Raw genomic sequence first — 23,046 nt, forward strand, 5'->3', positions numbered from 1 at the left:
TAGAAGGTAGAGCTATGACTAAAAAGAAACAAAATAGTACAGAAATTGAAGAAATACAACTGCTCCTGAAAGAAAAGGAACATGAGATAGAAGTTCTTAGAAACAAGAATACAAAAGAAATAGAAATGCTTTCTCAAATAAGCAAAACAGTTGTTTCCGGACGGTACCTAAGCGAAATCCTGAAATTAATTGTTACCGTCACAGCAGAAATGATGGGTTCTAAGATATGTTCAATTATGCTTCTTGATGAAAAGAGGCAGGAATTGGCAATTGAAGCTACACAAAGCCTCAGCGAAGAATATTGCACTAAATCCAATCTTAAGGTAGGGGAAAGTATTTCCGGAAAAGCTGTACAGGAGGAAACACCAATTGCTGTTCTGGATGTAACAAAAGAGAAAGATTATATGTATCCTGAGATAGCAAAAAAAGAAGGCTTGCGGTCAATGCTTGCTGTGCCTATGATGATAAAGAACAGAAAAATCGGTGTTATAAATACCTATACCAGCTATGAACATGTATTCACCATAGAAGAAATCAAGATTCTCCAGTCAGTGGCTAACCAGGCGGCAGTGGCTATTGAAAATACTAAATTAATGGAAGAAAATATTGCTGCCCGGGAAGCTTTAGAAACACGTAAATTGGTTGAACGCGCTAAAGGAATATTGATGAAAGAACTTAATATGGATGAAAATGAAGCACATAAGACAATCCATAAAAAGAGTATGGATTCCCGAAAAACAATGAAGGATGTTGCTGAGGCAATTATATTGAGTAATGAAATAAAAAGGAATATATAAGGTTTATACTCCTTAACTTTGACAAATGTAAGTTAAGGTAAATATATAAACCGGACTTTGACGTCCTCTGTGTTCCAACTTTGAGGTTGGGGTATAGAGGGCTTATCATTTGAGGACATTGATGTTCTCCGTCACAACGATGTAATTATGATAGGAGGTGATGGGGGATGGAGTTCGAATTTTTTATAGGAAGGGTATATCCTAAATTAGTAGGGATTGCCAAAAAAGTTAATACCAGTTTAATATCTGTCGATGAAGAGGATTTATTACAGGAAATGCGCCTTCATCTATGGAGGATCTGGCAAAAAGGTGAATTTGAAGATAAAACGGAAAGCTATTTACTTCAAGGTTGCTGGTTTTATATAAAAAACTATTTGCGGGTTGTAGGTGACAAAACAGGTGTCGTCAGCATAGACGAGTTAGTCAGTAATGAACGCCTTTCTCCAGAGAATATATTCTATGATAATTTTCCGTCAATCCACGAATTTGTTATTGGAAAAATAATGATTGAAAATGTTGTTGGTGGTAGCCTGACAAAAAGGGAACAAGAAGTTTTAGGTTTAGCTTCAGACGGATACAACCTCAGGGAAATTGGGACAAGATTAGGTATTTCATTTGTTCGGGTATCAACAATTAAGAAGCATATCTATAAGAAATTTGAAAGTTGAGGGAGCAAAGATGGTGCGGATAGGTTGTGCTCAAATTAACTGTACTGTTGGAGACCTGGAAGGGAATACTAAAAAAATACTTGAATTCATAGAGTTATCCCGAGAGAAGGACATAGACATTCTTATTTTCCCGGAACTTGCTATTACCGGCTATCCTCCTGAAGACCTGTTGTTTAATCCTGGGTTTATAAAAGAAAATATAGCTAAGTTGAAAGAAATTACAAATAATGTCGGGGACTGCGCGGTTTTAGTTGGGTTTGTTGATTCTCAGGGTAAAAAAATATATAACGCGGTGTCTCTCATACATAAATATGAGATAAAAGGTGTTTATCAAAAGATGCTGCTTCCAAATTACGGTATATTTGATGAAAAACGGTATTTTCAAGCCGGTAACAACCCGTTGTTGTTTGAAATGCATGGGAATATATTTGGAGTAAATATCTGCGAAGATATCTGGCATGAAGACGGCCCGACTAAAACACAGGTATTGAACGGTGCACGGTGTATTCTCAGCCTGAACGCTTCTCCTTATAATATGGGCAAGCTAAAATCAAGGGAGGATATTCTCTGCAGCCAAGCACAAAAGAATGGGGTGTATATCGCATACGTTAATCTTGTTGGCGGCCAGGATGAAATTGTATTCGACGGACAGAGTATGGTAATAAACCCATACGGAAAAATTATGTGTAAAGCAGAAGCGTTTAAGGAAGACCTTATGATAACCGACCTGGAAACAGGTATTGAGAAGATGCCTTTTGTGACTACGAAGAATACGGGATTACCTGTAATCCCGATTAAAAAAGAAGTTGTTACTAATAAACCAGTTATTCCGGAGAGGAAAACTAAGAAGTTGGAAATACTGGAAGAAGTATACAGTGCGCTTGTGCTTGGATTAAAAGATTATGTTACAAAAAACGGTTTTAAGAAAACAGTGCTGGGCTTAAGCGGAGGTATTGATTCATCAATTGTCGCTGCTTTAGCCGTTGATGCGTTAGGTAAGGATAATGTCACGGGAATATTTATGCCAACGAGATATTCATCGGTTGAATCAAAGACCGATGTCTGCAGCCTCACAGAGAAGCTTGGGATAAAACTGTTAAATTTTTCAATTGAACCAATTTATCATCTGTACCTTATGCTGCTTGAACCGTATTTTGGAGGAAATAAAAGAAATGTTGCGGAAGAAAATCTGCAGGCGCGTATAAGGGCAAATGTATTGATGGCGTTTTCCAATAAATTTGGATGGCTGGTTCTCAGCACTGGCAATAAATCTGAAGTAAGTACCGGTTATGCAACACTATACGGCGATATGGCAGGTGGGCTTGCGGTTATCAAGGATGTCCCAAAGACGCTTGTTTATAAACTGGCAGAATACAGGAATACTATCGGCAGTGTAATCCCTGAAAATGTTTTTGTTAAAGAACCAACTGCGGAATTAAGGTTTAACCAGAAAGATAGTGATGTGCTTCCTCCATATGAAGTCCTTGATGATATTTTAGAAGGATATGTTGAGCATAATAGAAGTTTAGAAGAAATATTGTTGAAGGGTTACCCCGCAGATGTAGTTGCCCGTGTAATTAGTATGGTTAACAAAAGTGAGTACAAGAGAAAACAGGCGGCTCCTGGTATTAAAGTTACCACAAAAGCATTCGGGAAAGAGAGAAGAATGCCGATCACAAATAAGTTTAGGGGTTAACAAAACAGCCGGGTTTTTACTTGTATAAGTATGTAGCTAATAAAAGGGGGAGCGTTATGAATCTAAGGAAACCGAATGGTAATGAAGCAACAAAAACATTTAACCGTTCAAAAAGTATTGTACCGATGTCAGGTTTGTGTAATACCTGCCTTGATGGTTGCAAAGGCGGGTGTGAAGTCTGGCTTTCATCTTTCAGAGGCAGAGAAGTTCTTTATCCGGGACCGTTTGGTGAGGTAACCAGTGGCGCTGATAAAGATTATCCTGTTGATTATTCACACCTTAATATTCAGGGTTATGCAAGAGGAGCAAAAGGATTGCCGGAAGGTGTTGCCGCTAACCCTGATACCACAAAGTTCCATGATGTAAATACGGAGACAGAATACGGGTGGGGTAAGAAAGTTAAGATGCGTATCCCTGTTTTTACAGGAGCATTGGGTTCAACGGAAATAGCACGCAAAAACTGGGAACATTTTGCTGTAGGTGCTGCGATATCCGGTATTACCCTTGTCTGCGGGGAAAATGTCTGCGGGATCGATCCGGAACTAGAACTTGATAGTTTTGGGAAAATAACAAAATGTCCGGATATGGACAGAAGAATAGGTGTGTATAGAAGATATAACGAAGGATACGGCGAAATTCTTGTGCAGATGAATGTTGAAGATACAAGGTTCGGCGTAGCGGAATATATCCTGAATAAACATAAACTTGAAACTATTGAGTTAAAATGGGGGCAAGGCGCAAAATGTATCGGCGGAGAGATAAAGGTTAAATCCCTGGAAAGAGCTATTGAACTAAAAAAAAGAGGGTATATTGTCACCCCTGACCCGGAACTTCCTGAAATCCAGGCAGCATTTGATGATGGTGCAATTACGGAATTTGAAAGACATTCAAGGTTAGGTTTTATTGATAAAGAATCGTTTATGAAGGAAATCGATCGTCTGAGAAAACTGGGGTTTAAGAGGATCACATTAAAGACCGGTGCGTACTCAATGGTAGAACTCGCAATGGCGCTACGCTGGGGTTCTGAAGCTGAACTAGACTTGCTTACAATAGACGGCGCTCCCGGGGGTACCGGAATGAGTCCGTGGTCTATGATGAATGAATGGGGAATACCGACATTTTACCTTGAAGCTCTTACTTACGAATTTGCTGATAAGTTAACAAAAAAAGGGTTGAGAGTCCCCGATATCGCTATTGCCGGAGGATTTTCAAATGAGGAAGGTGTATTTAAAGCACTTGCTATGGGCAGTCCGTACATAAAAGCAGTATGCATGGGAAGGGCAATTATGATTCCCGGGATGGTAGGGAAAAATATTGAAAATTGGATAAAAGAAAATAATTTGCCGAAAACAGTCTCAAAATACGGTAGTACACCCGAAGAATTGTTTGTATGTTACGAAGAAGTAAAGAAGAAGTATGGAGATGAAATTAAAAACATGCCTTTGGGTGCAGTCGGGATGTTTACGTTTGCACAGAAATTAAAAGTAGGGCTTCAGCAGTTAATGGCGGGAAGCCGAAATTTTAGGATTTCTACTATTTCCCGGAATGATCTTATGTCACTAACAGAGGAGGCAACAAAGATTTCTGGTATTCCGTATGTGATGCAGGCATACAGGGAAGAAGCTGAGAAATATTTGAATTCATGAAAGGAGAATGTGTTATGGAGAAAAAAGGATTGTGCTGTACATGTATCAACGATAAAGAGTGTATGTTCACAAAAAAAGTTGCTGTACTGCAATGCGAAGAATTTTCTGATTATGAAGAGAAGTCTAAAGGAAAAAGAAAATCTGTGAAGAAAGGAAAGGTAAAATAAGTTTTATTATTTATGAATAAATCTAAATACATTTTTGTTACCGGCGGAGTTGTTTCTTCGCTAGGAAAGGGTATCACGGCTGCTTCCATAGGAAACCTTCTGCAAAGTTGCGGGCTTAAGGTTAATATAATCAAGATCGATCCGTATTTAAATATAGATCCCGGTACTATGAGCCCTTTCCAGCACGGGGAAGTGTTTGTAACGGATGACGGTGCGGAAACGGATCTTGACCTGGGGCATTATGAGAGGTTCATGGGTATTAATGTAACGAAGGAAAGTAATTTTACCAGCGGGATAATTTATGACAGTATTATTACAAAAGAGAGAAAAGGCGAGTTTCTCGGAGGTACCGTACAGGTAATTCCTCATGTTACAGATGAAATAAAAGCACGGATAAAAAAATCGGGTGAAAACAACGATGTTGTTATAGTTGAAATAGGAGGTACCACCGGTGATATAGAAGGACTGCCGTTTTTGGAAGCAATCAGGCAGATGAAGATGGACCTCGGTCAGGATAATGTGTGTTATGTCCATGTAACCCTTATACCATACTTGCGCGCATCGGAAGAACTTAAAACAAAACCTACACAGCAAAGTGTTGCTAAGTTAAGAGAAATTGGTATAGATCCGCAGATAATAGTATGCCGGACTGAAAAAACTATCTCATCTGAGATGAAAAAGAAAATCGCGCTTTTCTGTAATGTCCAGGAAAAAGCTGTAATTGAAGAAAAAGATGTTGCATACAGTATTTACGAAGTACCGCTTATGCTTTATCACCAGGGCGTAGATAAACTGATACTCGATATGCTTCACTTAAAGGGCAGGGTATGTAACTTAACAGAATGGGAAAACCTATTGGATAAAATACAAAGCTGTAAAAATACAGTTAATATTGCTATTGCCGGTAAATATACGCACTTAAAAGATGCATATAAGAGTATATGGGAAGCACTTACACACGGAGCTATAGCTAATGGAGTTAAGATCAATATAAAGTATGTGGATGTAGAAAAGGATAACCTCGCAGAGGTATTAAAGAATGTTAGCGGTATACTTGTTCCCGGTGGGTTTGGAGACAGAGGGATTGAGGGTAAACTTGAAGTAGTCCGGTATGCCCGGGAAAATAAGGTGCCGTATTTTGGCCTTTGCCTGGGAATGCAGTGTGCAGTTATAGAATTCGCAAGGAATGTCTGTAAATTAAAAAATGCTAATAGTACCGAGTTTAATATAAATACACCGTATCCTGTGATTGACATGATGGAAGAACAAAAAAAATTGTTTAATAAAGGCGGGACTATGCGGTTGGGGCAGTACCGATGTAAAATCCAGAAAGGCTCTCTAGCATTTAAGGCATACAAAAATGAATTGGTATATGAACGCCACAGGCATAGGTATGAATTCAATAATACATTTAAAAAACAGTTGATGGATAACGGATTGAATATTACGGGTGAGTATGAAGAAAAACATTTGGCTGAAATTATTGAGTTAAAAGATCATCCGTGGTTTGTGGGAGTACAGTTCCATCCGGAGTTCAAATCAAGGCCTACTAAACCTCAGCCGTTATTCAGGGATTTTATTAAAGCGTCAGTTTCTTTCGCTGGTAAATAATAATATGACTTACTTTTTTATTCCCAGTAATGCCTGCGCGTTTTTGTAGTAAATATTTTCGAGCTGGTCTGCTGATAACCCTAATCCGTCAAAGATGGATTTCATATGTTCCGCAGTTTCCCACGGGGAGTCTGTACCAAAAAGTATTTTATCCGCGCCGTGGTTGAGGATAATACGTTTCATCTGCACGCGGTCCATTTCCTGGACATACGCGGTATCAAAATACGCGGAGGTGCCAATTAAATGTTTTTCTACATCGTCCCACATACGCCACCCGCCGAGATGCGCGAGGATAAGTTTTAATCCCTTTATCTCAGTAATAGGTTTTAACCGTTCCGGTGTTCCGTGGACATCAGCATACGCGATGTCTCTTCCTGCGTGAATAAGGATTATGAGGTTATATTTTACACACGCGTCGTATATTTTGTATAACCGCATATCGTCATCCGGATAAAAGTCCTGGTATTCCGGATGAAGTTTAATACCTCTAACCCCGTTTTTTGCAATAAATTCAAGTTCCGCTGCAGGGTTCGGGTAGTCGGGATGCATTGCTCCAAAACAGGTGACATTGCTGTGATGGTGGTTGGTAGTGATCATCTTACGGTTAATCGCTTCAACCTGTTCCGGTGCAGTTGCTACGGGCTGGTTGACTGATAATGTTACACCGTGTGCCTGCATTAACTTTTGTAATCCCGTAAGTGTACCGTCGCTGTAATACTTTTCGCCGCCGGTTGCCTGCGAGAGTTTTTCAACTGCCTGTTTTGCTATTTTATCCGGGAATATATGCGCGTGGATATCTATCAGCATATTACAGGTTTTTTATGATATCTTCCGTAACAATAGAAATACCGTTTTTCTTTAACGTTTCCAGTGCGGATTTCGGGTTATCAAACCGGAACACCACAATCGCTCTATCACTTTTTTTCTCAACCGTAGCGTACATATACTCAACATTGATCCCCTGTTTATCAAAAAGGGACAGCATTTTCGCAAGACCGCCGGGTTGGTCGTCAACTTCAACAGCGGTTACTTCGGTTACTTGCGCAACAAAATTGTTTTTCTTCAGCGTAGCAACGCATTTTTCCGTATCATTTACAATCAACCGCAGGACACCGAAATCAGCGGTATCCGCCAAAGCTAGTGCGCGGATGTTGATACCATTATCCGCTAAGACTTTTGTTACTTCCGCGAGCCTGCCTTTTTGGTTCTCAATAAACACCGATACTTGTTTTATGTTCATTTAATCCGTTCTCCTTTTTGTTTTATTGTTCAATTATTTATATCGTACGTTTATCTACTATACGCTTTGCTTTGCCTTCACTGCGGGGAATAGATTTTGGTTCCGCAAGTTTTACTTTTGTGTGAATATTCAATGTTTTGTATAGTTCGGACTCAATTTTTTTCTCTATACCTGCAAGATTTTTTATTTCATCTGAGAAAAGTTTGTCGTTCATCTCGACCTGTACTTCAAGTACGTCAAGATGCTCCCTGCGGTCAACGATAAGCTGGTAATGCGGTTCAATGCCTTCAAGTTTAAGTAATACTTCCTCGATCTGCGATGGGAAAACGTTTACTCCGCGGATAATCAGCATATCGTCCGTACGGCCAAGGATACGGTTCATCCGTACAGATGTACGCCCGCATTTACACTTTTCGTGGTTCAAAAACGTGATATCTCTTGTGCGGTAGCGTATCACCGGGGTACCTTCTTTGGTTAACGTTGTGAACACAAGTTCGCCTTTTTCGCCGTCAGGTAATACTTTACCGGTTTCCGGGTTAATTATTTCTGGATAAAAAACGTCTTCAAACAAATGGATGCCGCATTGGTGTATGCACTCATTACCCACACCGGGGCCAATGATTTCGGTCAGGCCAAAGATGTCCAAGGCTTTTATATGAAGATTTGCTTCTATCTCTTTTCTCATATTTTCGCTCCACGGTTCCGCACCGAAGAATCCTACCCGCAATGAAGTTTTTTTAAAGTCCATACCTTCTTCACGTCCGGCTTCCGCTAAGTACAGCGCATAGGATGGTGTGCATGTGAGAACGGTTGGTTTAAAATCGCGAAGTACCTGTAACTGGCGCTTGGTATTACCTCCGGAAATAGGGATCACAGTTGCGCCTAGGTTTAACCCGCCATGGTGGATCCCAAGCCCGCCGGTGAATAATCCATACCCGTACGCGTTTTGGATAATATCGTTTTTTGTTACTTCACCAAGGACAAGAGTACGTGTCATAACCTCTGCCCATAACGCTATGTCGTTACGCGTATAAGCATCCACTACTGGCGTTCCCGTTGTCCCTGAAGATGTGTGGATCTCGATAATCTCGGATTTATCCACTGCGAGTAAGCCCCAGGGGTATACTTCGCGCATATCGGTTTTTGTGGTGAACGGCAATTTTTGGATATCGTCTAATGACTTTATTTGTTCGGGTTTAACTCCGGCAGTATCAAATTTTTTGTGGTAAAACTCTACTTTGTTATACACGGTGTTGACAATACTTGCCAACCGTTTGCCTTGCAGTTCGGACATCTCCGCCCTTGGCATAGTTTCATGTTTTTCATCCCAAATGGTAGTCATAATGTTACAACGCTCCTTTTATACATTGAAAAATATATACGTTCAAGTTTGTCGCGCTATTAAAAAGCATTTTAGTAAATATTTGCGTAAATGTTAATACCTATAATGTGCCGCGCTTGCCTTTTTCAAATACTGCAATAACTTTTTGTAGTTCATCAGGTATTTGTATATGCTGCGGGCATTTTGGCACGCATTTGTTGCAACGGGTACACAACGACGCGCGGCCGTTAGTATCAAATTTCCCGTCTTTTCCCGGCCGTCCGCGTTTTTTTGAGAGTCCGCGGTACTTGCTGTAGATAAGCCATTGTGTTATACGGTTGCCGACAGTACCCCGGTGGTCAACTCCGCGGTTGTTGAGCAACGCAAAGTTTTGCGGAATGTTCACTCCTGACGGGCAGGGCATGCAGTACTGGCATGCGGTACAAGGTACTACGATTTGTTTACGATAAATCGCAGCAAGCTCGGTGATCACCGCGTTTTCTTCTGCTGACAAACTCCCGATACCCGACGTGTCAGCACATTCACAGTTTTCGTCTACCATTTTTTTGTTACCCATACCACTGAGGACACACGCAACTTCCGGGCGGTTCCACAAAAATTGTAGTGCCCAGTCTACCGGCGAACGTTTAATTGTTGAACGGGACATTACATCAACGGCTTCCTTCGGCGGGTTCACCAGCTGTCCGCCTTTGAGAGGTTCCATCACAACAACAGCAATCCCTTTTTTGTACGCGTACTCCAACCCTTCAGTAGTCGCCTGGATTCCGGTGTCCATATAGTTATACTGTATCTGCGTCATATCCCAAGCGTAATGGTCAATAATTTTTTTGAATACCGGTAACGTGTCGTGTATGGAGAACCCTATATGCTTGATTTTGCCCTGTTTCTTCGCTGCTTCCATTTTATCGAGCAGGTTGAGTTTCTTCATTTTTTCAAACGCGCCGTTGTCCAGCATGTGGAATAAGTAAAGGTCAATACAATCCGTCTGCAACCGTTTAAGCTGGCTGTTGAGAAACTTGTCGAAATCAGCAGCGGTGTTTGTCATGAACACCGGTAGTTTGGTTGCAATTTTAACTTTTGCGCGGTAACCGTCGCGTAACGCTTTCCCCAACACCTGCTCGCTTTGCCCAAAATGGTACAACCACGCGGAATCCACATAGTTTATCCCGAGGTCAATCCCGTGACGGATAATTTCAATTGCATACTTTTCGTCTACCCGTTTGAGAAACCCGGAGGTCGGTAAACGCATACATCCGAACCCTAACGCCGATACTTCCCACGGTAAACTTCCAAGCTTGCGGTATTTCATATAGACCTGCCTTTACAAAATGTTTTTCTAATACTACGAATATGCGTTGTTTAGACTTTTGTTAATCATTGTTCAATATCTTATCATACTTCCTGCGGAGTTTTTCCAATATATCGCGGATCGCATAAGTGATAGCTCCTGGGTTTTGCCGCGGAATGTCGTGCCTACCGGAAAGCCATATCTGCTTGCTGGTTGGATATAGGCGCGAGAAATCTTTACGTTTATTATTTGTGAACCGAGCGAGCTCGGTGTTCCCCTTGTCTTCAACGCTAAGAATTATAATGGGTATGTTGTTTGGTGTTGGTAAACTCAAGACTTCCGTTCCGGTATTTTTGAGTTCTGCAAACTCCGCTTTTGCCGCAGGAGAAAGCCAAAGGTTGAACAATAACTGTACGAGTTTCGGTTGGTTTTCTATCGCACCAACGTTTTCAAACTGTGTGGGATGAGTCGGGTCAATGAGAATAAGCCCCGCGATTTCATCGGGATACTTCCTTGCGAAAAGCTGCATGTACAACCCGCCTACTGAATGGCCAGCCAAAATGTAAGGCGGGTACAATTCTTTATTCTGCAGAAACGCGCGGAGCTCGTCTACGATTGTTGCTCCGGTACGGGAGGTAGAATGTTTCGCACTTTTCCCGTACCCGGGACGGTTGTACGCGAATACTGTGTTGGTTTTCCCAATTTCGTTGACGGTTTTATTAAAACTTTCCATTGTCGCACCCAGGCCGGTTTCAAACACTACGGTGGGAGTGGACCGGTGAATAAGCTTAAATTCTATTCTGGTAGTAGATATACCGCCGTTTTGTTTGACAGTTTCAGAAGAAGCGTTGTTTATAAAAACAATAAAGATGTTCAATACTGAAAATAATATAATATTTTTTATTTTATACAACATGTTCGTTCATCCCATTGTATATATTATCATATTCCACGTGTTGCATTGACTTTTGGCAACTTGTTGGTTATACTACTTATATCGACAAATGGCCGGGTTGAGGAAATTTTGGGGAAGGGACGATTACGATGGCGATTGTTAACACTTTGAAAATGTATGAAATGTTGAGCGAAAAAGTTGATGAAAAAACTGCGCGGGCAGTGTCGGAAGCAATAGAATACGCGTTGGAAGAAAACGAAATGCACCAATTGAATGTATTAGCGACAAAACAAGATCTTAGAGGCCTCGAAGTTCGGTTTACTACCGAGATGGCTGAGCTGCGGGTTGAACTTAACGACAAAATCAGCGCATCAAAAACCGAGATGATACGCTGGATGTTCCTGTTTTGGATTGGTCAGGTCGCTGTGATGGCTGCGTTATTCGCGTATTTTAAGTAAATAAGTTACTTAAACTGTTTGTCTACAACATTCCTAACTTCAATCAACCACTTTTTACGTTGTTCCAATGTACTATCAACAATCGGGCTGAAGGTTGTACGGTAAAACGTTTTTGCACCGCACAAATCGGTAATACAGTTTTTCCAGGTTAACTGCAGCGGGTCGCAAAACACAGTGTGTTCCCTCTCGCCCGGCGTGTTTGAGGTGTTGAATATAACCGCAGCGCGGAGTTTGAGTAGTCCTTTTGGCAAGCCCGCGCCGTTATCTCCTTCAACAAACTCGTACGCTACTCCTGCACGGAGCACGCGGTCAATCCAGCCTTTAACAATTGCCGGGGGTTGGCCCCACCAGTTGGGGTGTACAACTACGAGGCCGTCTGCGTCAACGATTTCGGTGCAGTACTGTTGAATTTTTGGGTCAACTTTCCCGTGTTTTGGAATTTCGTCTAACGGGAGTATGGGGTCGAACTTTTCCGTATATAGGTCGTGGAAAGTGACGGAGTGCCCGGCGGTGATTAATTGTTCTACCGCAGCAGTAGCAATCGCGTGGTTAAAACTTTCTTTCCCGGGATGGCCAAGGATAACGGTTATTTTCATTACTATATTTGTTTTCCAATTTCAAACGCAGCGAGGTTGGCGGCATCAGTACTTTTTGGAACCAACGCGGTGATCGCTGACTTCCACGCATCGGAGGTAATACCTTCGAGCATTTCGGCGATTACGCCCAGGATCGCGACGTTAAGATATTTTTGGTTACCAATTTTTTGTGTCAACTCTTTTGGATCAACTGCCACGACTTTGGCGAACCGTGCGCGTAGTTCCGCGTCAATACCTTCAGGATACTTCTCAATGTTTGCCGGTAAGACACGGTATTTGACATACACCACCGCAGTTTTTGGTGAAACATACTCAAGCCACCGGAGCGATTCCATTTCTTCCAACGCGACGAGGATATCCGCCTGTCCTTCGGGGATCACGGGAGAATATACTTTGTTACCGTACCGTACATGTGAGAATACCGACCCGCCGCGTTGCGACATCCCGTGGATTTCGCTTTTCTTTGCGTCAAACCCGGAGTACATCGCGGCTAACGATATAATATCGCTTCCAAGGATAATCCCTTGCCCGCCAACTCCGGAGAACAGGATATTCGTTACCTTAATATTTGTGGTTGTCATATAGTTTTTCCCGCATCTTTAATGTCTTTATGTTTTGCATGTTTGCGTTTGAGTATCATACACGGATCTTTGACGACAAGTAACGCCAGTTTTTTCGTTGCGAGCAATGACTGTATTACAGATTTCAGGGTTTTCATGTCATACGCACCAACAATTTTGACGTTACCTTCCCCGATCCCAACCGCTTTTCCTAACGCGTGATAGTCAATGGCAACAGTTTCTGTTCCGTCGATCCGCGTCCCTGATAACGGGTTAGGTTGCAGCCCGGTCATCGCAGTAGTACCGTTGTCCAACACGATGATCAGCAAATGGCGTTTATTATACGCTGCATTCACAAGACCTGTAATTCCGCTATGCGCAAATGTTGAGTCACCCAGGACTGCAACAACGCCGGATTCTTTATCCCGCGATTCTACGATTTCAATTCCTTGCGCCACTCCGATACTCGCGCCCATCTCAATGCAAGTGTCCATCGCGTTGAACGGGGGAAGCACGCCGAGGGTGTAACACCCAATATCGCCTGACACTGTTAACCCCAGTTCGTGTAATACCGTGAACACGCTGCGATGCGGGCATCCCGGGCATAACTGCGGCGGCCGCGGGGGGATGTTGATTGACACTTGCAGTTTCGCCGGCATTTTCTCGCCGGTAACGCATTGTTTTACCAACGCCGGGCTGTACTCGCCAAGTATGGGGAACATGTCTTTTCCAACAACGTTTGTGATACCCCACGCCCGGATTTGCTGTTCAACCACCGGGTCGAGTTCTTCGACGATAAAGACTTTTTCCATCTTCGTGCAGAACGCGGTGATAAGTTTTCTTGGTAACGGGTTTACCATCCCGAGTTTGAGGATGGAAACTGTTGGTGGTAAAGAGTCTTTGACGTATTGGTAACAAATCCCGGAAGTTATGATCCCGATTTTGTTATTGTTAATTTCCTCATGATTAAGTTTACACGTTTCAGCATATTCTGCCAGTGCGGTTAACCGTTTTTCTACAAGTACATGCCGTGCCCGCGCATATACAGGAATCATCACGTACTTCTTCGGGTTTTTCACAAACCCTGATGGTTTAACCGGTGTCAACGGGTTGGACAGTGTCGCGACACTTCGCCCGTGTGACAACCGCGTGATACCACGGACTAGTACCGGCGTGTCAAACATTTCGCTTAACTCAAACGCTTTAAGGATAAATTCTTTCGCTTCCTGTGAATCAGAAGGTTCAAGCATCGGCACTTTCGCAGCAACCGCGTAATGCCGGCTATCCTGCTCGTTTTGCGACGAGTGCATGTCAGGATCGTCCGCAACAATGATAACAAGCCCGGCGTTGACGCCGATATAAGCTGAAGTAAACAACGGGTCCGCTGCGACATTAAGCCCGACATGCTTCATCGTAACGATGGTCCGTGCGCCGGCTAATGCTGCTCCAATACCTACTTCCATCGCTGTTTTCTCGTTTATAGACCATTCGGTATAAACCCCGGGGTAGGATTTGAAGTTTTCTAGGATTTCCGTTGATGGTGTACCGGGATAACCAACACCTACTGTCGCACCGGCTTCATACGCGCCCCGCGCAAACGCTTCATTACCTGACAACAACACTTTTTCCATATGTATTAAAAACTTTCCAGTTCGTTTTCCGGCAACAGTTTTATCCCGGCGGCTGCTAATACAGTCTCGGCTTCGGGATACTTCTCAACTTCCATAATAATTGCCGCCTGTTTCTTGTCTTCCAACACAAACCCGTAACAATCCTCGAGGTTAATATTGTTTTTCGACATCGCGGATAAGAGGTTGAACATCCCGCCGGGTTGGTCGTCGATTACTGCAATAATAATTTTTCGTTTTGATACCGCAATACTGTTTTGTTTAAGCCTGTCATACGCGAGATCGGGATTGTTAACCAACAGTTTTAGCACACCGTACTCGCCCGTACTTGCGAGAGTAATCGCACGGAGGTTGATACCGTTATCCGCAAGAACTTTAGTTATTTTTTCAATTTTTCCAGGTTTATTCTCTACGAAGATCGATAAGTGATACGCCATAAATGTTTTATTTTACCTCCGATAAATTATTTTATACACTTTTTTTTCTGAAATCATATACCCGCTGGGCTTTACCTTCCGCTGCGGGTAAACTATTAGGTTCAACCAGCTGGACAATAGGGTTCAACCCGAGCTCGGACCTAAGTTCTTCCGTCACTTTACGCTGGATTTGTTCAAGTTCTGTCAACGTTCCGCGGAAAATGTTTTCGTTGATCTCAATTTTGATGATAAGTTTATCCATAAAACTTTCTTTTGTTAACTCAATAATATAATTATTGCCCACACCGGGTATACGCAGGATTGTGCGTTCAATCTGTATCGGGAAAATGTTTACCCCGTTGATGATAAGCATATCGTCACTACGCCCGGTAATCCTTGCGATCCTGCGGTGTGTCCGCCCGCAGGAACAGCGGGTAGATATTATATGTGTGAGATCGCGTGTGCGGTAGCGTATCAGCGGCATTGCCTGGCGCTGAAGCGTGGTTAATACAAGCTCGCCTTCTTCCCCGTCGGGAAGGACTTCGCAGGTATCCGGGTTAATGATTTCCGGATAAAAATGGTCTTCCCATAGATGCATACCATTTTGATGCGAGCATTCAAATGCAATCCCGGGCCCGCACATTTCGCTTAACCCGTAGGAGTTATAACATTTTATTTCATAAAGATTCTCAATTTGTTTCCTCATTTCCTCGCTATGCGGTTCTGCGCCGATGAAGGCAATACGTAGTTTAACGTCTTTCTTTGGGTCGAGGTTGAGTTCTTTAAATACATCAGTTAGCCGTAATGCGTAGGAGGGAAGAATATGCATAACTGTAGTCCCGAACTTTTGCATAAACCATATTTGGCGTTTACTATTCCCCGGCCCGATCGGGATTGTAAGCATCCCAATCTTTTCCGCACCGTAATGGAACCCAAGCCCGCCAGTGAATAAACCGTAACCCATAGTGTTCTGGAACACGTCGGTATCACGTACCCCGGACATGTACATACATCTGGCGATCAGTGTAGCCCAGTTATCTATATCTTTCCGTGTGTGATACACGACAGTAGGATTGCCGGTAGTACCTGACGAGGAATGTAACCGAATAACAGATTGAATATTTACCGCAAGCATACCGTAAGGAAAACTGTTCCGCAGGTCGTCTTTCACGGTGAATGGCAGGGATTGTATTGTTTTAACTGTTTTTATTCCATCTGCCGGGAAGGTTTTGAGTTTATCACGGTAAAACTCTGACTTCTTTGCGTGTTTTACAGTTTTGTTGAGTAACTGTATCTGTAACGCCTCAAGTTTTTTGCGCGGTATTGTTTCATATTCCTGCTGCCAGTACATTTTAACAACCCTTCCTTTTGGTTAATAACTTAATATTTTATAAAATATGCGGGTTATTAACAACTTATGCTTTCTTGACAAAAAGCGTACAAAAAGTAGTAAAATTATTATTATGAAACGTATTAATCAGCTGTCTGTCTGTACAGTAAAACAAATGTGTACATTATTTCTAACAATAATAATATTGCTGGGTTATACCGGTCTATTACCCGCAGTAGAACAAAAACCCGGAATTAAAAAGGTTAAACCCGCTGCAGTAAAAATATCTACATCAACCGTAAAACAGGAAGAACCAAAATATTTTGTACGTAAAAGCACAAACACGGATTATTCTCTTACAATGCTTGAACTTGGCTCAACAAATTGTATCCCATGCAAAATGATGGAAAAAGTGTTGTACACACTTGACGCAAAGTATGGCCGGCAGGTTAATTTTGTCTTTATTGATGTACGTTCAGCAGAAGGTACGCCCTATGCGCATAAGTATAACATTCTCGGTATTCCTACCCAGGTATTTCTTGATAAAGACGGGAATGAAGTATTCCGCCACGTAGGATACTTCCCCGCGGACGAAGTTGTGAAAACATTTAAACGGTACGGGGTTAAGTAAGCCGCTACTATGACTACCAACATCCAGTCGCTGTTAGAAGTAATGAATAAAATGAAGGAAGCCGAGATGAAAGTCGGCGAACTGTACCTTCTCTGCGCCAATAAATGGAAGGAAGATAAACATTTTTGGATTGACATCGCGGGAACAGAGGCTAAGCATGCCGAATACCTTCAGCAGATGATGGATATGATAATAACGAATCCCAACAAATTTAGCTACAACCGTCCGTTTAACATTACCGCAGTTGAAACTATGATTAAATTCGTGAAGAAAAACATTGAACGGTTGAACAAGGATGAGATTACTAAAGACAATATGCTTTTTATTGCCCGCGATTTTGAAAACTCGGTAATTGAACAAAAATATGTTGAGATTATTGATACGCTAGACCTAAAATACAAAGAGTTGATGAACCGTATCGTGGAGGAAACATTTGAACACAGGAAAATGTTGATAGACCGTATAAACATTTCCTGTAAAAGAGGATGCTGAATGGAAAACTTAAACGCGTTACGTGAGATGATGAAAAAAATGGCGGAAGCTGAAGTAAAAATCGGCGAGCTATACCTTCATTGTGCGAGAGTGTGGAAGGAAGATAAGGAATTCTGGATTTCAATCGCGGGTGAAGAAGCTAAACATGCAGCAAATTTAGAAAAAATGTTTCAAATGATAGAACATGAACCGAATAAATATAAACTTAAGCATGAATTTAAGATTGAATCGGTTGACTTAATAATAAAAGGGATCAGTAATACAATGGAAAACCTTAAATCCGGTAAAATGATTAGGCATTCTATGTACTTCGTTGCACGGAATATTGAAAGTTCGTTACTTGAAAAGAATTATGTGGAAATTATCGAAACTGAAGTTCCGGAATATAACGTAATGATTAACGATATTATTAAGCAAACGGTTGATCACCGCAAGATGCTCATAGCAAAAATTGAAAAAGGGTAACCGTACAAACCTTACGCCAGATGCGTCATAATTTCATCTAATGCCGCACCGGCAGGTACCATCGGGAACACGTTTTCTTCTTTCTCCACCCAGCAATCAATAATTACAGGTTTATCTTTTACTGCTAACGCTTTCTTCAATGCTTTTACTACGTCTTCTTTTTTATCTACACGGATACCCACTGCACCATACGCTTCCGCGAGTTTAACAAAATCAGGGACCAGCGCAGGACAGCCGTGATTCGGCCCGTCGCATTTGGGGGAACAACTGTCCGTTTTGTGTAAACACACAGCGGAGTAGCGTTTCCCGTAGAATAACTGTTGCCACTGGCGTACCATCCCGAGATATGTGTTGTTTAGTATTACAACTATAACATTTGTTTTGTTTAATACCGCAGTTGCGAGTTCCTGGATGTTCATCTGAATACTTCCATCCCCTGCGATATCAATCACGGTTTTGTCAGGTAACGCAAACTTCGCGCCGATCGCTGCGGGAAAACCATAGCCCATAGTCCCTAACCCGCCGGAGGAAATAAATAATCTCGGTTTCTTCGCCTGATAAAACTGCGCGGCCCACATTTGGTTCTGCCCGACTTCGGTTGTAACAACAGCTTCGCCGTTGGTAAGTTTTGATATTTGTTCCACAACATACTGCGGGCGCAGTTTATTGTCTTGTGTATAAGTCAATGGCTGTTCTTTTTTCCATTTATTAATTTGTTTTAACCATTCCACATGCTTTGTCTTAGCTACGATTTTGTTGAGTTCACTGAGTACAACTTTGCAGTCGCCTACCACAGGGATATCGGTCTTAACATTTTTTGAGATTGATGTAGGATCAATGTCAATATGCACAATCTTAGCTTTTTGCGCGAACGCTGTGAGTTTACCCGTACACCGGTCGTCAAATCTTGACCCTACTGCAATTATGAGGTCTGAGTTTTGCATTGCGTGGTTTGCCCAGTACATCCCATGCATACCAAGCATGCCAAGGGATAGTTCGTGATCCGGAGGGAACGCGCCGATTGCCATCAGTGTTGAGGTAACCAGGATCTCGCATTTTTCCGCGAGTTCCAATAGTTCAGCGCTTGCATTCGATGCGATGACACCGCCGCCTATATAAAGCACCGGCTGTTTTGATGATGCAATCGCATCAGCAACACGTTTTATCTGCACAGGATGGCCTGTATAGTTTGGTTTATACGACCGGAGTTCAACTTTTTCCGGGTATACAAACTTAGTTTTCTGCCGGGAAACGTCTACTGGTATATCAATCAGCACAGGGCCCGGGCGGCCGGTTTTTGCGATATAGAATGCTTCACGTATAACTCTTGCGAGGTCCGCTACGTCCTTCACCAGATAATTATGTTTTGTAACAGGCCGTGTTATACCCGTGGTATCAGCTTCCTGGAACGCGTCATTACCAATAAGATTCGTCGCAACCTGGCCTGTAATTGCTACCATCGGGATGGAATCCATATACGCCGTAGCAAGCCCGGTTGTAAGATTTGTAGCTCCCGGGCCGGAAGTTGCAATGCAAACACCTACTTTTCCTGTTGAACGCGCATAACCGTCCGCCATATGCGCTGCGCCTTGTTCATGACGGGTAAGGATGAGTTTTATTTTGGAACCATAAAGCGCGTCAAATATCGGAAGTAATACTCCGCCGGGGATACCAAACATTATATCCACGCCTTCTTTTGTTAAGCATTCAACTAAAATCTCTGAGCCAGTTTTTTCCATAAAAATAAATTCTTTCCCTGCCTTATTCCATAATTCCTATTTCAACACCGCGCCGGTATTTGCTGAAGATACAAGTTTTGCGTACCGCGAAAGATAGCCCGTGCGTACCTTTGGTTGTAACGGTTTAACTTTTGCTGTACGGATTTTTATATCCGCATCTGTCAGCCGTACAGTAAGCATACGGTTTGGGATATCAATTGTTATCATATCACCGTCCTCAACCACTGCGATCGGCCCGTTATCCGCAGCTTCCGGAGAAATATGCCCGATACACGGACCGCGGGTACCACCGGAGAATCTGCCGTCAGTAATTAATGCTACGGATTCAGATAAGCCCATCCCTACAATTGCGGAGGTGGGGGATAACATTTCACGCATACCCGGCCCGCCCTTCGGTCCTTCATGCCGGATAACTATTACAACGCCTTTATCAATTTTTTTGTCAGTGATAGCTTTCATTGCATCAGCTTCGCTGTTGAACACTTTGGCTTTACCTGTAAATGTAAGCATTTTATCTTTAACAGCGGACTGTTTTACTACCGCGCCATCCGGTGCGAGATTGCCATGGAGTATCGCAATCCCGCCTTGTTTACCAAACGGATTATTTAATGATCTAATAATCTCGGGATCCAAGACTTTACCACTCGCCGCGATTTCTGTTATATCCCTGCCACTGACAGTAGCTGCGGTGTTTAGTTTACTTTTTAAGACTGATAGTACCGCTGAAATACCGCCTGCGCGGTCAAGGTCTTCCATATACACATCCCCCGCGGGTTCAAGACGAACAATATTGGGGGTTGTTCTTGAGATATCATCAAACTTTTTTAATGGTAACTCTATCCCGCATTCACGCGCGATTGCCGGAAGGTGAAGAACCGTATTTGTTGACCCGCCAAGCGCCATGTCCGCCATAATAGCGTTATTAAACGCTTTCTCCGTCATTATACGTTTTGGGAGTAACGTTTGTTTTTCTATGAGTTCCACCACACGCATACCGGAATCATAGGCAATACGCCGTTTCTTTGCAGAGACCGCCGGCGCTGTTGCGCAACCCGGTAAACTCATACCCATTACTTCAGTTAAACACGCCATAGTATTGGCAGTGTATAATCCCTGGCATGAGCCCGCACCGGGACATGCACAGATTTCCACTGCGGATAGTGCAGCGTCATCCATTTTCCCGGCGGAGTACAACCCTACCGCCTCAAATGTATCGCGTACTAAAGACCTGTGTTTACCCGCATGAAAACCCGCAAGCATCGGCCCGGCAGTAACTACGATTGATGGTATATTCAACCGTGCAACTGCCATAAGCATACCCGGGGTTATTTTATCACAGTTTGTCAGGAGTATCAGCCCGTCAAGCCCGTGTGCGCGTGCAACGCATTCTATGGAGTCCGTGATTAATTCACGGCTGGGTAATGAATAACTCATGCCTTCGTGTCCCATGGCAATACCGTCACAGATTGCGGGTAAGCCAAAAATAAAGGGTGTCCCGCCTGCAGCGGCAACTCCCCGTTCTACCCAGCGTTCAAGATCACGTATGTTTATATGTCCCGGTACGAGGTCACTGAAACTCGACGCTATACCAACAAACGGTTTATCAATCTGTCCTTTAGTCAATCCTGTAGCATATAATAACGCGCGATGCGGTGCGCGTTGATATCCTTCTTTCACCGCACGGCTGTTAAATGACGGTACCAGTTTTTTTTCGTCCTTACCTGTCTGCACAGTACCCGCTTTTTTTGATGACTTAACACTTTTCTTACTATTTTTTCCTGACATTTCCAAACTCTCCCCTCTTCTTCAATAATTTGTATTCAATTGCATCTACTAACGCTATTAAACTCGCTTCAATAATGTTTTCTGATACTCCTATGGTAGTCCAGGTGTCTTTTCTATCACGTGATTCTATTAACACACGCACCTTCGCTGCGGTACCGGCTTTTGCGTCAATCACACGTACCTTGAAGTCTGACAGGCTCATATCCGCGAGTTCTTTATAAAACTTGGCTAATGCTTTCCTCAACGCAGTATCCAGCGCGTTTACCGGCCCGTCGCCATCCGCGGCAGTATGTTCTGTCTGGCCGTTAACTTTAACTTTAACCGTAGCTTCCGACCTCCACCCGCCTTTTTCTTCTTTCTCAATGATCACCCGCATGCCTTCCAGGTCAAATAACGGGACATACTGTTTCAATGTTTTACGCAGTAATAATTCAAACGATTCCTCTGCTGCTTCAAATTGATACCCTTGTTTTTCCAAATTTTTTACGGTATTCAACACTTTTTTTGCGGTATCATCATCTTTACCGTTACTCAATTTTAAGTCCGTCATTTTTTGGAGGACATTACTTTTCCCGGAATATTCGGAGATAAGAATTTTTCTTGTATTCCCAACATCCTCCGGTTTTATATGTTCATAGGTTCCTGTATGCCGGCTGACCGCGCTCGCGTGGATACCGCCCTTATGCGCAAACGCTGCGGTACCAACATACGGCTGGTAATCATTGGGGACCATATTTGCTATCTCCGAAACATACCTCGAAAGTTCTGTCAGGTTCATAATTTTTTCGGGGGATACACAGTTATACCCGAGTTTTATCTGCAGGTTCGGCAGTATCGCACAGAGATCGGCATTCCCGCAGCGTTCGCCATAACCGTTAATCGTTCCCTGGACAAGCGTTGCGCCTTCCATAACAGCGGTAACACTGTTCGCTATCCCGCAGCCGGAATCATTATGCGCGTGTATGCCAAGCGGTACACAGCGTACCTGCATGCGTACGTACCGCATAATATCCTGTATCTGCCCCGGGAGCATACCGCCATTAGTATCACACAAAGTAAGATTTACTGCACCCGCGGATGCCGCGGTTTTAAGGACTTCCACAGCGTACTCGCGGTTATTGATGAAACCATCAAAAAAATGTTCCGCATCAAAGATAACATCCATACCTTTACTTTTGAGGAACCCGATTGAATCACGGACCATACAAAGGTTGTTCTCTAATGTAGTCTTTAACGCGTGAGTTACATGCAGCGCCCAGGATTTACCGAATATACTTGCCACCGCAGTTTTGGCGTTCACCGTGGCAATAAGGTTAGGGTCGTTCTCCGGTTTATTATCCTTATGCCGGGTGGAACAAAACGCAACTACTTTCGCGTGGGTAAGTTTTACCGTCCTTGCACGTACAAAAAATTCGCTGTCTTTCGGGTTTGAGCCCGGCCATCCGCCTTCTACGTAATCAATCCCGAACTTGTCTAATGCGAGTAATATTTTTATTTTATCTTCTACTGATAACGACACCCCCAGAGCCTGTGCGCCGTCACGTAGGGTTACATCAAAGACGGATATCTTGCTGGTTTTCATATATCAAATAATTC

Annotated in this window: 23 protein-coding genes; 10 read left to right on the plus strand and 13 right to left on the minus strand. The window is 42.9% G+C overall.

Annotated features, from left to right (window positions below):
• The first annotated feature begins 14 nt into the window (after positions 1 to 14).
• From WC955_00160 to WC955_00185, 6 genes are all read left to right on the plus strand, one after another.
• A complete protein-coding gene (locus tag WC955_00160; protein ID MFA5857457.1) occupies positions 15 to 797 on the plus strand; it encodes a GAF and ANTAR domain-containing protein in 783 nt (260 codons plus the stop codon).
• A gap of 167 nt (positions 798 to 964) precedes the next feature.
• A complete protein-coding gene (locus tag WC955_00165) occupies positions 965 to 1,465 on the plus strand; it encodes a sigma-70 family RNA polymerase sigma factor (protein ID MFA5857458.1) in 501 nt (166 codons plus the stop codon).
• Entirely contained in the window at positions 1,455 to 3,161 is a 1,707-nt protein-coding gene (locus WC955_00170; protein ID MFA5857459.1) for an NAD+ synthase, read from the plus strand. Before WC955_00165 ends, WC955_00170 begins: the two co-directional genes overlap by 11 nt.
• A gap of 56 nt (positions 3,162 to 3,217) precedes the next feature.
• A complete protein-coding gene (locus WC955_00175) occupies positions 3,218 to 4,807 on the plus strand; it encodes an FMN-binding glutamate synthase family protein (protein MFA5857460.1) in 1,590 nt (529 codons plus the stop codon).
• 14 nt (positions 4,808 to 4,821) lie between these two features.
• Complete coding sequence (locus WC955_00180; GenBank protein MFA5857461.1) at positions 4,822 to 4,974, plus strand: hypothetical protein; 153 nt, start codon at positions 4,822 to 4,824, stop codon at positions 4,972 to 4,974.
• A gap of 12 nt (positions 4,975 to 4,986) precedes the next feature.
• On the plus strand, positions 4,987 to 6,585 hold the full coding sequence (locus tag WC955_00185) for a CTP synthase (protein ID MFA5857462.1): 1,599 nt from the start codon (positions 4,987 to 4,989) through the stop codon (positions 6,583 to 6,585).
• 9 nt (positions 6,586 to 6,594) lie between these two features.
• Here the strand turns inward: WC955_00185 and WC955_00190 are convergent, their stop codons facing one another.
• The 5 genes from WC955_00190 to WC955_00210 form a co-directional block, all read right to left on the minus strand.
• Entirely contained in the window at positions 6,595 to 7,392 is a 798-nt protein-coding gene (locus tag WC955_00190; GenBank protein MFA5857463.1) for an amidohydrolase family protein, read from the minus strand.
• A 1-nt stretch (position 7,393) separates the two neighbouring features.
• Positions 7,394 to 7,825 carry an ACT domain-containing protein gene (locus WC955_00195; protein MFA5857464.1) on the minus strand — a complete coding sequence of 144 codons (432 nt, stop codon included), beginning with the start codon at positions 7,823 to 7,825 and terminating at the stop codon, positions 7,394 to 7,396.
• A gap of 37 nt (positions 7,826 to 7,862) precedes the next feature.
• Positions 7,863 to 9,167: a phenylacetate--CoA ligase gene (locus WC955_00200; GenBank protein ID MFA5857465.1), complete on the minus strand. Its 1,305-nt coding sequence runs from the start codon at positions 9,165 to 9,167 to the stop codon at positions 7,863 to 7,865.
• Between the two features lie 100 nt (positions 9,168 to 9,267).
• The gene (locus tag WC955_00205; GenBank protein MFA5857466.1) at positions 9,268 to 10,476 is read right to left on the minus strand and encodes an aldo/keto reductase; all 1,209 of its coding nucleotides are present in this window, start codon (positions 10,474 to 10,476) and stop codon (positions 9,268 to 9,270) included.
• Between the two features lie 61 nt (positions 10,477 to 10,537).
• Positions 10,538 to 11,371 (minus strand): alpha/beta hydrolase, encoded by an 834-nt coding sequence (locus WC955_00210; GenBank protein MFA5857467.1) that lies wholly within the window; start codon positions 11,369 to 11,371, stop codon positions 10,538 to 10,540.
• A gap of 128 nt (positions 11,372 to 11,499) precedes the next feature.
• On the opposite strand from WC955_00210, the gene WC955_00215 reads away from it, so the two are divergent.
• Complete coding sequence (locus WC955_00215; protein MFA5857468.1) at positions 11,500 to 11,808, plus strand: hypothetical protein; 309 nt, start codon at positions 11,500 to 11,502, stop codon at positions 11,806 to 11,808.
• Between the two features lie 5 nt (positions 11,809 to 11,813).
• Here WC955_00215 and WC955_00220 read toward each other — a convergent pair whose 3' ends face one another.
• Genes WC955_00220 through WC955_00240 form a run of 5 tightly spaced genes read right to left on the minus strand, consistent with a single transcriptional unit; the run spans position 11,814 to position 16,359 of the window.
• A complete protein-coding gene (locus WC955_00220; protein ID MFA5857469.1) occupies positions 11,814 to 12,404 on the minus strand; it encodes an NAD(P)H-dependent oxidoreductase in 591 nt (196 codons plus the stop codon).
• Between the two features lie 2 nt (positions 12,405 to 12,406).
• Positions 12,407 to 12,985 (minus strand): indolepyruvate oxidoreductase subunit beta, encoded by a 579-nt coding sequence (locus WC955_00225; GenBank protein ID MFA5857470.1) that lies wholly within the window; start codon positions 12,983 to 12,985, stop codon positions 12,407 to 12,409.
• Positions 12,982 to 14,595: a thiamine pyrophosphate-dependent enzyme gene (locus tag WC955_00230; GenBank protein ID MFA5857471.1), complete on the minus strand. Its 1,614-nt coding sequence runs from the start codon at positions 14,593 to 14,595 to the stop codon at positions 12,982 to 12,984. The genes WC955_00225 and WC955_00230 overlap by 4 nt, the downstream gene beginning before the upstream one ends.
• A 5-nt stretch (positions 14,596 to 14,600) precedes the next feature.
• On the minus strand, positions 14,601 to 15,029 hold the full coding sequence (locus WC955_00235; GenBank protein MFA5857472.1) for an ACT domain-containing protein: 429 nt from the start codon (positions 15,027 to 15,029) through the stop codon (positions 14,601 to 14,603).
• A gap of 31 nt (positions 15,030 to 15,060) precedes the next feature.
• Entirely contained in the window at positions 15,061 to 16,359 is a 1,299-nt protein-coding gene (locus tag WC955_00240) for a phenylacetate--CoA ligase (protein MFA5857473.1), read from the minus strand.
• A gap of 112 nt (positions 16,360 to 16,471) precedes the next feature.
• Between WC955_00240 and WC955_00245 the strand changes: the two genes are divergently transcribed.
• Genes WC955_00245 through WC955_00255 form a run of 3 tightly spaced genes read left to right on the plus strand, consistent with a single transcriptional unit; the run spans position 16,472 to position 17,926 of the window.
• Positions 16,472 to 16,969: a thioredoxin family protein gene (locus WC955_00245; protein ID MFA5857474.1), complete on the plus strand. Its 498-nt coding sequence runs from the start codon at positions 16,472 to 16,474 to the stop codon at positions 16,967 to 16,969.
• 9 nt (positions 16,970 to 16,978) lie between these two features.
• Positions 16,979 to 17,461 (plus strand): hypothetical protein, encoded by a 483-nt coding sequence (locus WC955_00250; protein MFA5857475.1) that lies wholly within the window; start codon positions 16,979 to 16,981, stop codon positions 17,459 to 17,461.
• A complete protein-coding gene (locus WC955_00255) occupies positions 17,462 to 17,926 on the plus strand; it encodes a hypothetical protein (GenBank protein ID MFA5857476.1) in 465 nt (154 codons plus the stop codon). It abuts the gene before it with no gap.
• A gap of 11 nt (positions 17,927 to 17,937) precedes the next feature.
• Here the strand turns inward: WC955_00255 and ilvB are convergent, their stop codons facing one another.
• Genes ilvB through cimA form a run of 3 tightly spaced genes read right to left on the minus strand, consistent with a single transcriptional unit; the run spans position 17,938 to position 23,032 of the window.
• Entirely contained in the window at positions 17,938 to 19,665 is a 1,728-nt protein-coding gene (gene ilvB / locus WC955_00260) for a biosynthetic-type acetolactate synthase large subunit (protein ID MFA5857477.1), read from the minus strand.
• Between the two features lie 36 nt (positions 19,666 to 19,701).
• Complete coding sequence (gene ilvD, locus WC955_00265) at positions 19,702 to 21,450, minus strand: dihydroxy-acid dehydratase (GenBank protein ID MFA5857478.1); 1,749 nt, start codon at positions 21,448 to 21,450, stop codon at positions 19,702 to 19,704.
• The gene (gene cimA, locus WC955_00270; protein ID MFA5857479.1) at positions 21,434 to 23,032 is read right to left on the minus strand and encodes a citramalate synthase; all 1,599 of its coding nucleotides are present in this window, start codon (positions 23,030 to 23,032) and stop codon (positions 21,434 to 21,436) included. The genes ilvD and cimA overlap by 17 nt, the downstream gene beginning before the upstream one ends.
• Positions 23,033 to 23,046: the final 14 nt, after the last annotated feature.

The organism is Elusimicrobiota bacterium (assembly GCA_041658405.1).
Lineage (GTDB): Bacteria > Elusimicrobiota > UBA5214 > JBBAAG01 > JBBAAG01 > JBBAAG01.